This is a genomic window from Saccharopolyspora cebuensis, from assembly GCF_039542665.1.
Classification (GTDB): domain Bacteria; phylum Actinomycetota; class Actinomycetes; order Mycobacteriales; family Pseudonocardiaceae; genus Saccharopolyspora; species Saccharopolyspora cebuensis.
In genome coordinates this window covers 159978-173212 of sequence record NZ_BAABII010000001.1, presented here as the reverse complement: position 1 = coordinate 173212, position 13235 = coordinate 159978, and the positions used below count along the sequence as shown (strand labels likewise).

At 76.1% G+C, this 13235-nt stretch carries 12 protein-coding genes and 1 riboswitch; of the genes, 8 read left to right on the top strand and 4 right to left on the bottom strand.

What is annotated here, in order from left to right; translation table 11 throughout:
* Positions 1 to 20: 20 nt before the first annotated feature.
* From cobJ to ABD976_RS00765, 3 genes are all read left to right on the top strand, one after another.
* Entirely contained in the window at positions 21 to 1772 is a 1752-nt protein-coding gene (gene cobJ / locus ABD976_RS00775) for a precorrin-3B C(17)-methyltransferase (RefSeq protein WP_345355408.1), read from the top strand.
* Positions 1762 to 1947 carry a DUF362 domain-containing protein gene (locus ABD976_RS00770; protein WP_345355405.1) on the top strand — a complete coding sequence of 62 codons (186 nt, stop codon included), beginning with the start codon at positions 1762 to 1764 and terminating at the stop codon, positions 1945 to 1947. Before cobJ ends, ABD976_RS00770 begins: the two co-directional genes overlap by 11 nt.
* A 155-nt stretch (positions 1948 to 2102) precedes the next feature.
* A complete protein-coding gene (locus ABD976_RS00765; protein WP_345355676.1) occupies positions 2103 to 3518 on the top strand; it encodes an aminotransferase class I/II-fold pyridoxal phosphate-dependent enzyme in 1416 nt (471 codons plus the stop codon).
* A 2-nt stretch (positions 3519 to 3520) separates the two neighbouring features.
* On the opposite strand, the gene ABD976_RS00760 is transcribed toward ABD976_RS00765, so the two are convergent.
* Positions 3521 to 4039 carry a hypothetical protein gene (locus ABD976_RS00760; RefSeq protein WP_345355402.1) on the bottom strand — a complete coding sequence of 173 codons (519 nt, stop codon included), beginning with the start codon at positions 4037 to 4039 and terminating at the stop codon, positions 3521 to 3523.
* 146 nt (positions 4040 to 4185) lie between these two features.
* On the opposite strand from ABD976_RS00760, the gene ABD976_RS00755 reads away from it, so the two are divergent.
* The 5 genes from ABD976_RS00755 (at position 4186) to cobA (ending at position 9822) form a co-directional block, all read left to right on the top strand.
* Entirely contained in the window at positions 4186 to 6024 is a 1839-nt protein-coding gene (locus tag ABD976_RS00755; protein ID WP_345355399.1) for a sensor histidine kinase, read from the top strand.
* Complete coding sequence (locus ABD976_RS00750) at positions 5976 to 6614, top strand: response regulator transcription factor (protein WP_345355396.1); 639 nt, start codon at positions 5976 to 5978, stop codon at positions 6612 to 6614. Before ABD976_RS00755 ends, ABD976_RS00750 begins: the two co-directional genes overlap by 49 nt.
* A gap of 177 nt (positions 6615 to 6791) precedes the next feature.
* A riboswitch (cobalamin riboswitch) is annotated at positions 6792 to 6915 on the top strand.
* Between the two features lie 171 nt (positions 6916 to 7086).
* On the top strand, positions 7087 to 7710 hold the full coding sequence (locus ABD976_RS00745; RefSeq protein ID WP_345355393.1) for a precorrin-8X methylmutase: 624 nt from the start codon (positions 7087 to 7089) through the stop codon (positions 7708 to 7710).
* Positions 7707 to 8615: a sirohydrochlorin chelatase gene (locus tag ABD976_RS00740; protein WP_345355390.1), complete on the top strand. Its 909-nt coding sequence runs from the start codon at positions 7707 to 7709 to the stop codon at positions 8613 to 8615. Before ABD976_RS00745 ends, ABD976_RS00740 begins: the two co-directional genes overlap by 4 nt.
* Positions 8599 to 9822 (top strand): uroporphyrinogen-III C-methyltransferase, encoded by a 1224-nt coding sequence (gene cobA / locus ABD976_RS00735; protein ID WP_345355387.1) that lies wholly within the window; start codon positions 8599 to 8601, stop codon positions 9820 to 9822. Before ABD976_RS00740 ends, cobA begins: the two co-directional genes overlap by 17 nt.
* Before the next feature lie 42 nt (positions 9823 to 9864).
* On the opposite strand, the gene ABD976_RS00730 is transcribed toward cobA, so the two are convergent.
* From ABD976_RS00730 to ABD976_RS00720, 3 genes are all read right to left on the bottom strand, one after another.
* Entirely contained in the window at positions 9865 to 10812 is a 948-nt protein-coding gene (locus ABD976_RS00730; protein ID WP_345355384.1) for a serine protein kinase RIO, read from the bottom strand.
* A gap of 277 nt (positions 10813 to 11089) precedes the next feature.
* Entirely contained in the window at positions 11090 to 11824 is a 735-nt protein-coding gene (gene yaaA, locus ABD976_RS00725; RefSeq protein ID WP_345355381.1) for a peroxide stress protein YaaA, read from the bottom strand.
* Positions 11825 to 11879: 55 nt separating this feature from the next.
* The gene (locus ABD976_RS00720; protein WP_345355378.1) at positions 11880 to 13172 is read right to left on the bottom strand and encodes a cytochrome P450; all 1293 of its coding nucleotides are present in this window, start codon (positions 13170 to 13172) and stop codon (positions 11880 to 11882) included.
* Positions 13173 to 13235 lie beyond the last annotated feature (63 nt).

Genomic DNA, 13235 nt, shown 5'->3' with positions numbered 1-13235 from the left:
CGGGAAGCAGGGGAGACGACGTGATCGGGCTGTTCGCGGTGACCGCCGCGGGACGACGGGCCGCGACCGAACTGGCCACCTGGCTGGGGCCGGACGCGGTGCTGGTGGACGGGCCGCCCGGCCCGGCGCTGCGCCGCGTCTGGGACCACCTCGACGCGGCGGTGTTCTTCCTGGCCAGCGGGGCCGCCGTGCGGCTGGTGGCGCCGCTGCTGCGGGACAAGCACACCGATCCCGGCATCGTCTGCGTCGACGAGGCCCGCCGGTTCGCCATCGCGCTGGCGGGCGGCCACTCCGGGGGCGCCAACGCGCTCGCCGAGCAGGTCGCCGACGTGCTGGACGCGACCCCGGTGGTGACCACCGCGACCGACAGCACCGGCAGCACGCCGCTGGACGAGCTCGTCGACCTCCTCGACGCCGCGGTGGACGGCGACCTCGCCGGGTGCGGTGTCGCGGTGCTCGACGGCGCCCCGGTGCGCATCGAGAACCCGCTGGGCTTCCCGCTGCCCGCGCTGCCCGACAACGTCGGCCCCGACGTGGTGGATCCGCTGTGGACGGTGGTGGTCGACGACCGCCGCGCGGCCCCGGACGACGAGGGGTCGACGCTGCGGCTGGTACCGCGCACCCTCGTCGTCGGCGTGGGTTCGGAGCGCGGGGTGGACCGCACCGAGGTCACCGAGACGATCGCCCGCCTGGAGCGCGAGCACGGCTTGGACCCCCGCGCGGTCCGGGCGTTCGCCAGCGTCGACCTCAAGGCCGACGAGACCGGGATCCTGGAGGCGGTGCAGGACCTCGGGTTCTGGTACGCCGACGGTGACGAGCTGCGGCTGCTCACCTACCCCGCCGCCGAACTCGCCGGGATCGAGGTGCCCAACCCCAGCGAGGTGGTGCGCGCCGAGGTCGGCACCGCCAGCGTCGCCGAGGCCGCCGCGCTGCGCGGCGCCGCCGAGTGCGCCGCGGGCGGGCCGGTGGAGCTGGTGGTGCCCAAGATCAAGGGGCGCGGGGTGACCGCGGCGGCGGCCCGGATCCGGCCGCGCGGGCGGCTCGCGCTGGTCGGCATCGGCCCCGGCGCGGCGGAGCTGCGGACCCCGCGCGCCGACGCCGAGCTGCGACGCGCCTCCGTCGTGGTCGGGCTGGACCAGTACCTCGACCAGGTGCGCCACCTGTTCCGGCCGGGCACCGAGGAGCGCGCCAGCGGCCTCGGCGCGGAGGAGGCCCGCGCGGCCGAAGCGGTGTCGCTGGCCCGCGAGGGCCGCGCGGTGGCGCTGATCGGCTCCGGTGACGCCGGGGTGTACGCGATGGCCAGCCCGGCGCTGGAGCAGGCCGACCGGGACGTCGAGTTCGTCGGGGTGCCGGGGGTGACCGCCGCGCTGGCCGCCTCGGCGCTGCTGGGCGCGCCGCTGGGCCACGACCACGCCCTGATCAGCCTGTCCGACCTGCACACCCCGTGGGAGGTCATCGAGCGCCGGGTGCGCGCGGCGGCCGAGGGCGACCTGGTGGTGTGCTTCTACAACCCGCGTTCGGCGCAGCGGCACTGGCAGTTGGGGCGGGCGCTGGAACTGCTCGCCGAGCACCGCCCGGCGGGCACGCCGGTCGGCGCGGTGCACCAGGCCACCCGCGACGACCAGCGGGTGTGGTGCGCGCCGATCGGCGAGTTCGACCCGGGCGAGGTGGGCATGTTCACGACCGTGGTCGTCGGCTCCTCGCAGTCGGCCATGATCGGCGGCCGGATGGTCACCCCGCGCGGCTACCGCTGGATGGCCGATGCCCGCTGATCCGCTGGTGATCTCCTCGGCCTGCACCGCGTGCGGGGCGTGCCTGCTGACCTGCCCGGAGCACGCGCTGCGCCCGGCTCCGGGCCGCCCCCGGGTGCTGGCCGAGGCGTGCACCTCCTGCGGGGAGTGCGTGGAGATCTGCCCGGCCGACGCCATCGACCTGCGCGCGGGCTAGCGCTGCCGAGGACCGCATTCGCGATGATCTGCGTGGCGGTGCGGGTGGCGGAACCTCAGCGGTGCCGGTTGACGGCCGCACCGCATGCGGCTCCGCCGCATTCTGGAAAGCCGTGCAACGCGAGTTCAGGGATGGGCACCGAAGTGAGCGAGCACATGACCCCCGAGGAGTTCCGGGCGTGGGGCAAGCAGGTCGTCGACTGGATCGCGGACTACCAGGCCGGGATCGAGCGGTACCCGGTGCGGTCCTCGGTGGCGCCGGGGGAGATCCGCGCCGCGCTGCCCGCGCACCCGCCGGAGCGCGGTGAGCCCTTCGACGCGGTGCTGGCGGACCTGGACCGGGTGCTGCTGCCCGGCATCACGCACTGGCAGCACCCGGACTTCTACGCCTACTTCCCGGCCAACGCCAGCGGCCCGGCGATCCTCGGGGACCTGCTCTCCAGCGGCCTCGGCGTGCAGGGCATGGTGTGGGCGACCAGCCCGGCGTGCACCGAGCTGGAGACCGTGGTCGTCGACTGGCTCGCCGAGCTCCTCGGGCTGCCCGGGCACGTCCGCACCGACGCTGCGGGCGGCGGGGTCATCCAGGACTCGGCCTCCAGCGCGGCCCTGGTGGCCTGCCTGGCCGCGCTGCACCGGGCCAGCGGCGGGCGCGCGGCCACCGAGGGCATCACCCGCCGCTACGCGCTCTACGTCTCGGCGCACACCCACTCCTCGCTGGAGCGGGCGGCGCGGATGGCCGGGATCGGGGCCGACAACGTGCGGGTGGTCGACGTGGACCCCGCGACGCAGGCGATGGATCCGGAGCACCTGGCGGCGCTGCTCGCCGCGGACCGCGCCGCGGGCGTGGTGCCCGCGCTGGTCTGCGCCACCGTCGGCACCACCTCGACCACCGCGATCGACCCGGTCCCCGCGATCGGGCGGATCTGCCGCGAGCACGGGGTGTGGCTGCACGTCGACGGCGCCTACGCCGGGGTCGCGGCGGTGTGCCCGGAGCTGCGCTGGGTGCTCGACGGGGTCGGGGAGTTCGCCGACTCGTTCTGCACCAACCCGCACAAGTGGTTGCTGACCAACTTCGACTGCTCGGTGCTGTGGATGGCCGACCGGGCGCCGCTGGTGGCGGCGCTGTCGATCCTGCCGGAGTACTTGCGCAACGCGGCGACCGCGTCCGGCGAGGTGATCGACTACCGCGACTGGCAGGTCCCGCTGGGCCGCCGGTTCCGCGCGCTCAAGCTGTGGGCGGTGCTGCGCTGGTACGGCGCGGAGGGCTTGCGCGCGCACATCCGGCGGACCGTCGCGCTGGCCCAGGAGTTCGCCGCGCTGGTCCGCGCCGACGAGCGGTTCGAGGTGCTGGAACCGCACCCGCTGGGCCTGGTGTGCTTCCGCCCGCTCGGGCCGGACGCCGACGGGCGCGCGCTGGCCGGGATGGAGGAGCTCAACGCCTCCGGCGCGCTCTACCTGACCCACACCAAGGTCGACGGCCGGGTGGTGCTGCGCTTCGCGATCGGTTCGCCGCGCACCGAGCGGCGGCACGTCCTCGCGGCGTGGCAGCGGATCCGGCGCGCGCTGACCTGAGGTCAGGCCCGGAGGGCCGCCGCCGTCCCGGCGGCCACGGCGCAGCCGGCCAGCAGCAGCACCGGGGCGGCGGTCGGCTCGCCCGCCGCGCCCTGCGCCAGCGCGCACCGGGCGAGCAGCCCGGGGCCGAGCAGCAGCACCCCGGCCAGCGCGGCCGCCGGGCGCGGTCCCCGGGTCAGGAGCCCGGCCAGCGCCCCGCACCCGGTCAGCGCCGCCGCCGCCAGCACCAGCACCACCAGGTAGGCCCCCGGCGCGCGCGGGGCGGCGGTGCCGGTCGCGGCGAGCCCGAGCAGCGCGACCCCCACCGCCCCCGCGGTCAGCAGCGCGTGCGCGCGCAGCAGCAGCGCTGGATCGGCGCGGTGCGACCGGACCGCCAGCACCACCCCGGTGCCCGCCAGCACGCCCGCGACCAGGTCCCCGCCCGCACCCGCGAGCACCACCGGCAGCAGTCCGCAGGTCAGCGCCAGCCGATCGCGCCCGCACCGGCCGACCTCGGCGACCACCGCATCCGCTCCTGCCATCGCGACCACCTCCGCGCCGAGCGTGGCGGTGGGCGGGGCGGCTCCGGTACCGCGTTGGGTCCCGTCCGGGGGTGGGGTTGTCCCCACCCCGACCGGGGAGCTGGCAGCAGTGCGCCGCGCCCCGGTGACCGGCGAGGATCGTCGCCATGACGAGGTGGTTGCTGGAGCGAGGACGAGGGTTCGCCGTGGCGGCGGTCGCCGTGACCGGACCGGTCTGGTTCGCGCTGGGGGTGGTCGCGCTGACCATCGCGACGTGCGGGCTGCTGCGGGCCGGGGAGGTGCTGCTCGGGGCGACCCGCGCCGCCGCCGACCTCTCCCGCCGACTCGCCGGGCGCTGGGGCGGGGTGCCGGTCGGGTCCCCGTACTGGCCACCACCACCGGACCCCGAACCCGACGCCGAGGGCTGGTACCGGCACGACAACGTCGTCTACCGGTCGCCGCGGTTGCCGCGCTGGGCGCGCCGGGTGAAGTGGCTCGCCGAGGACCCGGCCACCGGGCGCGACCTGGACTGGTTCCTCACCAACGCGGTCGTCGGCCTGGTCCTCGGACTCGCCGCCGTCGTGGGCGGACGGCCGGTGCTGCGGCTGCACGCCCGCTGGTCGGCCCGCAGGCTCGGGCCCGCCCCGGACCGGAGCTGCCGGCCCAACGCCGTGGTCCGCCGGCTGCTCGCGACCTGGCGGCTGCTGGTGCTCGGCGCGCTGTCCGCGCTGAACTCCCTGGTCGCCGTGCTGGCGGTGCTGGCGCTGCTGATCGCCGCCCCGCTCGGCGCGATCGCCGTCTGGCCGCGACTGGTCGACGGGGTGCGGTGGCTCGCCGGGCTGAACCGGCGCCTGGCCCGGGACTGGTCCGGGGTCGAGGTCGGCGAGGCGTACCTGCCGGTGGAGCGGCCGGTGCCGACCGCCGACGGCCTGTACCGGTCCGGTCGTTCGCTGGTCGAGTCCCCGGCGCCCGCGTGGCGCAGCGCCCGGTTGCGGCGCGCGCTGCGCGATCCGGCGACCTGGCGGGACCTGCTGTGGCTGGCGGGGGACCTGGTGGTCGGCGGGCTCGGCCTGGCGTTGCCGGGACTGCTCTGGTTGTTCGCCGCCGGTTTCTGGGTGCCGCTGTGGTGGGCCGTGCTGGGCGTGTTCCTCGACATGTCCGCGGCCCGCGCCGGCTGGACCGGGTTCGCCCGCTGGCTGGTGGACAACCCGGCGATCGGGATGCCCGCCGGGCTGCTCGCCGGTGCGGTGCTGGTGCTGCTCGCGCCGATCACGTTGCGCTGGCACGGGTACTGGGCCCGGCTGCTGCTCGCCCCGACCGAGCGCGCGCTGCTCGCCCAGCGCGTCGAGCAGCTCACCGAGACCCGCACCGACGCCACCGAGGCCGAGACCGACCGGCTGCGCGACATCGAGCGCGACCTGCACGACGGGCCGCAGGCGCGGCTGGTGTCGCTGGGGCTCAAGCTCGCCGCCGCGGAACAGCTCCTGGCCACCGACCCGGAGCGGGCCCGCGCGCTGCTCGCCGAGGGCCGCGACGAATCCGGCGCCGCGCTGGCGGAACTGCGCGGGCTGGTGCGCGGCATCCGGCCCCCGGTGCTCGCCGAACGCGGTCTCGGCGACGCGGTGCGGGCGTTCGCCCTGGAGTCGGCGGCCCCGGTGGAGGCGGTGGTGGACCTGCCCGGCCGGTGCCCGCCCGCCGTGGAGGCCGCCGCCTACTTCGCCACCCGCGAGCTCGTCACCAACGCCGTCAAGCACGCCGCCGCCGAGGCCATCCGCGTCGAGGTGTCCCACGACGGCACCGCGCTGCGGATCACCGTCACCGACGACGGGTCCGGCGGTGCGGCCGTCGGGCACGTCGGCGGACTCGCCGGTATCCGGCGCAGGCTCGGTACGTTCGACGGCGCACTCGCGCTGTCCAGCCCGGACGGCGGTCCCACCCGAGCGACCTTGGAGATCCCGTGCGCGTCGTCCTCGCCGAAGACCTCTTCCTCCTCCGGGACGGCCTGAGCGCGCTGCTCACCGCGCACGGCTTCGACCTCGTCGCGGCGGTGGAGACCGGCCCCGAGCTCCAGGCCGCGCTGTTCGACCACCGCCCCGACGTCGCCGTCGTCGACGTCCGGCTGCCGCCCACCAAGACCGACGAAGGGCTGCAGGCCGCGCTGGTCGCCCGCCGCGCGATCCCCGGCCTGCCGGTGCTCGTGCTCTCCCAGCACGTCGAGCAGCTCTACGCCCGCGAGCTCCTCGCCGACGGCGCGGGCGCTGTCGGCTACCTGCTCAAGGAACGGGTGTTCAACGCCGAGCAGTTCGTCGACGCGGTCCGCCGGGTCGCCGCGGGCGGCACGGCGATGGACCCGGAGGTCATCTCCGCCCTGGTCGCCCGCCGCGCCACCCCGCTCCAGGACCTCACCGACCGGGAGCGCGGCGTCCTGGCCCTGATGGCGGAGGGCTGCTCCAACGCCGCCATCGCGCAGCGCCTCGTGGTGAGCGAGGGGGCGGTGGGCAAGTACATCGCGAGCATCTTCGGCAAGCTCGGGCTCGCGCAGGAACCGGAGACCAACAGGAGGGTCCTGGCGGTCCTGGAATACCTCAAGCGCTGACCCCGCGACCCCGCCGAGCCCTGGTGAGGGGCACCTTCATCCGACATAGCCGGATGAAGGTGCCCCTCACTCAGCACCCTTCCGGGTGAGGTGGGCGTCCTCGGGCCGGGTGCGTGATCGAATTCACGGGGTTTGACCTGGGGTGCTCGGCAGGTCAGGATACGTCGGCTGGCAGTGCAGGAACCCGGTGCGAATCCGGGGCGGTCCCGCCACTGTGACCGGGGAGCGGACCCCACCGATGGCCACGGCCGCGAGGCTGGAAGGCCGGGGACACCGCGTCGATCCGGGAGTCAGGACACTGCGCGCCGGCCCCGCGTCGCGCCGCGGCGCGCGGACACCCCACCCCGGGCGGGAGAACCCAGGAGGTCGGGCTCCCATGCGGGATGCCGGAACGCGGTCGCCGACGGCGGCCCGCGGGCTCCGCTGCGGACGTCGCTCCCCGTCCGGCCGGAGTCGAGGAGCCGGAGCGAGCATGACCACGTTCGACCCGCCACCGCGGCGGGTGCACCCGATCGAGATCGAGTCGTACCGGATCATGCGGGAGCGCGCCGATTTCGGGCACTTCGCCCCGCTGAGCCGCGCCGTGGTGGAGCGCGTCGTGCACACCACGGCGGACCCGAGCTGGACCGGCGAGGTGGTCACCACCGAGGCCGCGGTGCGCGCCGGGCGGCGGGCGCTGCTCGACGGCGCCGCGCTGATCACCGACGTGCGCATGGTGGCGGTGGGCATCACGTCCCGGGAACCGCTGGTCGCGCTGGACCTGCCCGGGGTCGCCGCCGAGGACGGGCTCACCCGGTCGGCCGCGGGCATCCGGGCCGCCGCCGAACGCCATCCCGACGGCGCGGTGTGGGCGATCGGCAACGCCCCGACCGCGCTGGCCGAACTTCTGCGGCTCGCCGAGGCGGGCGCGGTGCGACCCGCGCTCGTCGTCGGCGTGCCGGTGGGCTTCGTCGGCGCCGTGGCCGCCAAGGCGGCGTTGCGGCGCAGCGGACTCCCCGGGGTGAGCACGCTGACCGAACGCGGTGGCGCGGCGATCGCCGCCGCCGCCGTCAACGCCCTGCTGTACTGGCGGGAGAACCAGGAGGAGGACCGGTGACCGCACCGCAGCCGCTGCTGATCGTGGGCCACGGGACGGTGGACGACGGCGGGGTCGAGGAGTTCCGCGCGTTCATCGACCGGGTGCGCGGCCGGATGGCCCCCGCCGGGATCGACGTCGCGGGCGGCTTCATCGAGCTGTCCGCACCCGCCGTCACCGAGGCGTGGGGCGAGCTCGCCGCGCGCGGCCACCGCACCATGGCGGCGGTTCCGCTGGTGCTGGTCGCCGCCGGGCACGGCAAGGGCGACATCCCCGCCGCTCTGGAGCGGGAGGTCCGCCGCCACCCGGGCACGTCGTTCGCGTTCGGCCGCCCGATGGGCCCGCACCCGGTGCTGCTGGACCTGCTGGCCGAGCGGATCGCCGCGGTGGTGCCGCGCGAGGAGTGGGCGGACACGGCCGTGGTGCTGGTCGGCCGGGGCTCCACCGACCCGGACGCCAACGCCGAGGTGTGCAAGGTCTCCCGGCTCTTGCAGGAGACCTGCGGTTTCGACACGGTCGAGACCGCGTTCGTCTCGCTGGCACCGCCGGACGTCGCGGCCGGGCTGGAACGGGCCCGCCGCCTCGGCGCGCGGAAGGTCGTGGTGGCGCCCTACTTCCTGTTCGACGGGGTGCTGCCGCAGCGCGTGGCCCGGCAGGCCCAGGAGTACGCCCGCGCGGCACCGGACATCGACGTCCACGTCTCCGGTTACCTCGGCGACACCGACGCCCTGGCCGAGCTCGTCGTCGAGCGCTACCACGAGGCGCTGCACGGCGAGATCCGGATGAACTGCGACACCTGCGCCTACCGGGTGCTGCTGCCGGGCTTCGAGGACAAGCTGGGTGCGCCGCAGACGCCGCACCACCACCCCGACGACCCGACCGGGCACGGTCACGGACACGGACACGCACATGGACACTCCCGCTAACCCGCCCGCCGAGCACCACTACCTCGCCGGACTCGACCTCGCCGGACGCCGGGTCGTGGTGGTCGGCGCGGGCACCGTCGCGCAGCGCCGGCTGCCCCGGCTGGTCGGCGCCGGTGCCGCCGTCGAGGTGATCGCCCCCGAGGCCACCCCGGCGGTGGAGGCGCTCGCCGACGCGGGCGAGATCACCTGGACCCGGCGCGGCTACCGCGACGGCGATCTGGACGGCGCCTGGTACGCGGTGGCCGCCGCCTCGCCCGACGAGGTCAACGCCGCGGTGGGCGCCGAGGCCGAGCGGCGGCGGGTGTTCTGCGTGCGCTCCGACCGGGCGGTGTCCGGCAGCGCGGTGACCCCCGCGGTCGCCGAGCACGACGGGCTGCTGCTCGGGGTGCTCGCCGGCGGATTCCCCCGGCGCAGCGTGGCGGTGCGCGACGCGCTGCTGGAGGCGTTGCAGTCCGGTGTGGTCGACGAGCACGCCGACGCCCCGGCGCCCGGAGTGGTGCTGGTCGGCGGCGGTCCGGGCGCGCCGGACCTGATCACGGTGCGCGGCAGGCGGCTGCTGGCCAAGGCCGACCTGGTGGTCACCGACCACCTCGCCCCCCGCGAGCTGCTGGAGGAGCTGGGGCCGCACGTCGAGGTGGTGGACGCCTCGAAGATCCCCTACGGCCGGGCGGCGAACCAGGACGTGATCAACCGGACGCTGATCGAGGGCGTCCGAGCGGGGCGGTTCGTGGTCCGGCTCAAGGGCGGCGACCCCTACGTGTTCGGCCGGGGCTTCGAGGAGCTGCTGGCCTGCACCGAGGCGGGCGTGCCGGTGACGGTGGTGCCGGGGATCACCAGCGCCTTCTCGGTGCCCGCGGTGGCCGACGTGCCGGTGACGCACCGCGGGGTGGCGCACGAGGTGGTCGTCGTCTCCGGGCACGTCGCACCCGGCGACGAGCGCTCGCTGGTGGACTGGCCCTCGCTCGCCCGGCTGCGCGGCACCCTGGTGCTGCTGATGGCGGTGCAGCGCATCGAGTCCTTCGCCGACGTGCTGATCGAGCACGGCCGCCCCGCCGACACCCCGGTCGCGGTGGTGCAGGAGGGCACGACCGCGACGCAGCGCTCGCTGCGCACCACGCTGGACCGGGTCGGGGCCGACGTCCGGGAGCAGGGCGTCCAACCCCCGGCGGTGGTGGTCATCGGCCCGGTCGCCGGGCTGAAGGACTGACGCGCGCGGGTGGGTCCGGACGGCCGGACCCACCCGTGCGGTTCAGCCCAGGTTCGCCTCCTCGGCCAGCAGCGCCGCCAGTTCGGTCGCGTCGGCCCCGGCGAACCCGGCGCGGTGGAACCACGCGGTGATGTTGTCCGCGTCCCGCGCCAGGTAGTCGAGGCCCTGCGGGTTGGCGGCGAGGTCCACCGCCTGCGGCAGGTCGATCAGCACCAGCCGGTCGCGGTGCACCAGCACGTTGTAGGCGGACAGGTCGCCGTGGGCGAAGCCCTGCCCGGCCAGGACGGCCAGCGCGTCGACCAGCTGCTCCCACAGCTGCGCCAGTTCGGCGCGGTCCGGGCGCAGCGCGGCCAGCCGGGGCGCCGCGGTGCCGTCGGCCTCGCCGATGAACTCCTGGAGCACCTCGCCGCCGACCCGCTGCACCGGGTAGGGCACCGGCGCGCCCGCCCGCCACAGCGCGCCGAGCATCCGGAACTCCGCGACCGCCCACTGCTGGGCGATCATGCCGCGGCCGAACGCGGTGCGGTGCTCGATCGCCCGCATCTCCCGGGACCGGCGCATCCGCCGCCCCTCCAGGTACCCGGCGTCGCGGTGGAACAGGCGGTGGTCGCCGTCGCGGTAGCGCTTGGCGGCCAGCAGGCAGGACTCCCCGCCGGGCAGCGACCGCCGCAGCAGGTGGACGTCGGCCTCCTTGCCGGTCTTGAGCACGCCGAGCTCGTGGTCCACCGCGGCGAGGGCGGTGACCACCCAGTCCGGGTGCGGTTCGGGGCCGCGCTCGCCGGTGTCCCAGGTGGACCAGCGGTCGGCGTCCTCGGGCAGGCCGAGCGGTTCGGGTTCCTCCCGCAGCGCGGCGAGGCGGTCCTTCTCCTCCTCGGTGAGCCTGCCGCGGCGCACCGGTTCGTCGTCGAAGGCGCGGCGCCGCGGGCGCTTCCGGCGCTCGCCGGGGGAGTGGTCGTCGTAGTGGTGCTCGTAGTCGTCGAGCGAAGGCACTTCAGGTGCTCCTCGGGATGGTCTCCCGCCGGCGCACCCGCTTTGAGGACACCCCTGGGGCGTCAGGGCAGCGAGCGGGAGGAGTTCGGGCCTGGACCGGACGTGGCGCGGTGGAACGCACCGCTGCGAACAACGACCTCCACGGCACACCTCCTCTCCGCTCGCGCGCAGCCCCGGATCGGGCGCCAGGCCAGTGTGCGCGGGCCCGAACCGGACGCGCAACGCATTTTCCGGCGCCCGCACCGCCCCGCGAATCACGGCCTCAGACGGCGCGGCCTCAGACGACCACGCACAGCGCGCGCTCGCCCTCGCGCTCCACCCGCATCCCGGCGGCCTCGGCCACCGCCAGCACGTCGTCCACGCCGGACGGTTCGTCCGGGGCCTGGGCCAGCGCGCGGGCCAGCGCGCCCTTGTGCGCCTTGTTGTGGTGGCTGACGACCTTGCGGTGGCCCGCGGCGTCCTCGGACAGCACCCGCACCGCGACGGCGCCGGGCACCTTCGCCAGCGCCGCGTAGGCGCCCGAACGCAGGTCCACCACCAGCTCGTCGACCGCCAGCACCGGCTCCAGCACCGGCCGCCAGACCGAGCGCAAGGTGCCCAGGCCGGGCAGCGAGCCGCCGCCGGACAGCCGGTAGGCGGGGATGCGGTCGACGCCCCGCACCAGGCCGAACAGCGCCGAGGCCACCGCCAGCCGGTCGTCGGCCTGCTTGCGCTCGGCCGGGGTGAGCGAGCCGACGTCCAGCGCGTCGTAGAGCACGCCGGTGTAGCGCTCCAGCGCCGGGGCGGTGGGCGCGGTCCGCAGCGCCGCGTTGCGCTCGGCCTCCTCGGCCTGCCGCTCGGACAGCCCCAACACCGACAGGCTGGCGGGCACGTCGGCGGCCAAAGCGGTCAGCGCGTCGACCACGGTGCGCCGGGTCGGGTTCAGCTCCGGGTGGGACAGCGAGCCGAGGTCCAGCGGCGCCCCCGCGCCGCCGGTCGACTTGGTCTCGGAAGGAGGAAGCAGCACCAGCACGATTCCACCCTAATGGCGGTGCCCGGTCCCGCCGTGCGGTGCCGCGCCGCCCGGCTCAGGCGGGTTGCGCGGCGCGTCCGGCGCGGACCGGCAGGGCGGCGAGGCCGTGGATGATCGAGGTCGGGCGCCGCCGCAGCGCACCGGCCCGCCGCAGCTCCGGAACCCGTTCGGCCAGGGCGCGGAACGCGCACTCGGCCTCCATCCGGGCCAGCGGGGCCCCGAGGCAGTAGTGGATGCCGCTGGAGAACGCCAGGTGCTCCCCCCGGGTGTCGCGGGCGAGGTCGAAGCGCTCCGGCCGGTCGTGCACCGCGGGATCGCGCCCCGCCGAACCCAGCAGCGCCAGCACCGGCGTGTCGGCGCGCACCGGCCGCCCGCCGAGTTCCAGGTCCTCGTGCGCGATCCGCATGGTCATCTGCACCGGCGGGTCCCAGCGCAACGTCTCCTCGACGACCGCGGGTGCGAGGCCCGGATCGTCGACCAGCGCCGCCCACTGGTCGGGGTGGTGCAGCAGCGCCAGGGCGCCGTTGCCGATCAGGTTCACCGTGGTCTCGAAGCCCGCCACCAGCAGCAGGTCGGCGAGCCGGACCAGCTCGACCGCGGTGAGCTGCTCGTCGTCGAGGGCGGTGACCAGGTCGCTGAGCAGGTCGTCGCCGGGATCCTCCCGGCGCCGCGGGATGAGCCCGGTGAACAGCGCGTCGAGCTCGGCGAACGACGCGCGCATCTGCCGCAGGTGGACCGGCGAGCGGACCCCGTCGAGCGCGCGGGCCAGCACGGTGCCGTGCGCGGCCAACCGGTCCGCGTCGAGGCCGCGCAGCCCCAGCAGCGAGCAGATGACCCGGATCGGCAGCGGCGAGGCGAAGTCGCGGATCAGGTCGAAGCCGCCGCGGGCGAGCGCGGCGTCGAGCAGCTCGTGCGCGATGCCCTCGATGCGCTCGCGGTGCACGGCCAGCCGGCGCGGCCGGAACGCGGGCGCGGCGAGCCGGCGCAGCCGGGTGTGGTCGGGCGGGTCGAGTTCGAGCAGGGACAGCTGCAGGTCCACCGCCGCCGCGGTCGGATCGCCGTAGGAGCCGTCGCTGGTGCGCACCCCGAAGCGGCGGTCCCGCAGCATCTCGTCGCAGACCTGGTGGGTGGTGGCCAGCAGCGTGCCGAGGCGGCTGCGCACCACCGGCCCCTGCGCCCGGAGCTGCTCGTACAGCGGGTACGGGTCGGCGCGCCACGGGGACCGCATCAGCCGCGCGCCCGGATCGCCCAGCCGCGCGAAGGCCCCCACCACCGCGCTCTGCGCCACCAGCCGCCCGGCCAGCGCGAGTTCGCCCCGGAACCCCGGTGCGGTGCGGACGTCGGACATCGCCACCCCCAGTGATCGGCCCGCTTCCCAGGTAACCGGACGCGCCGCCCGGCGGCAAGGGCC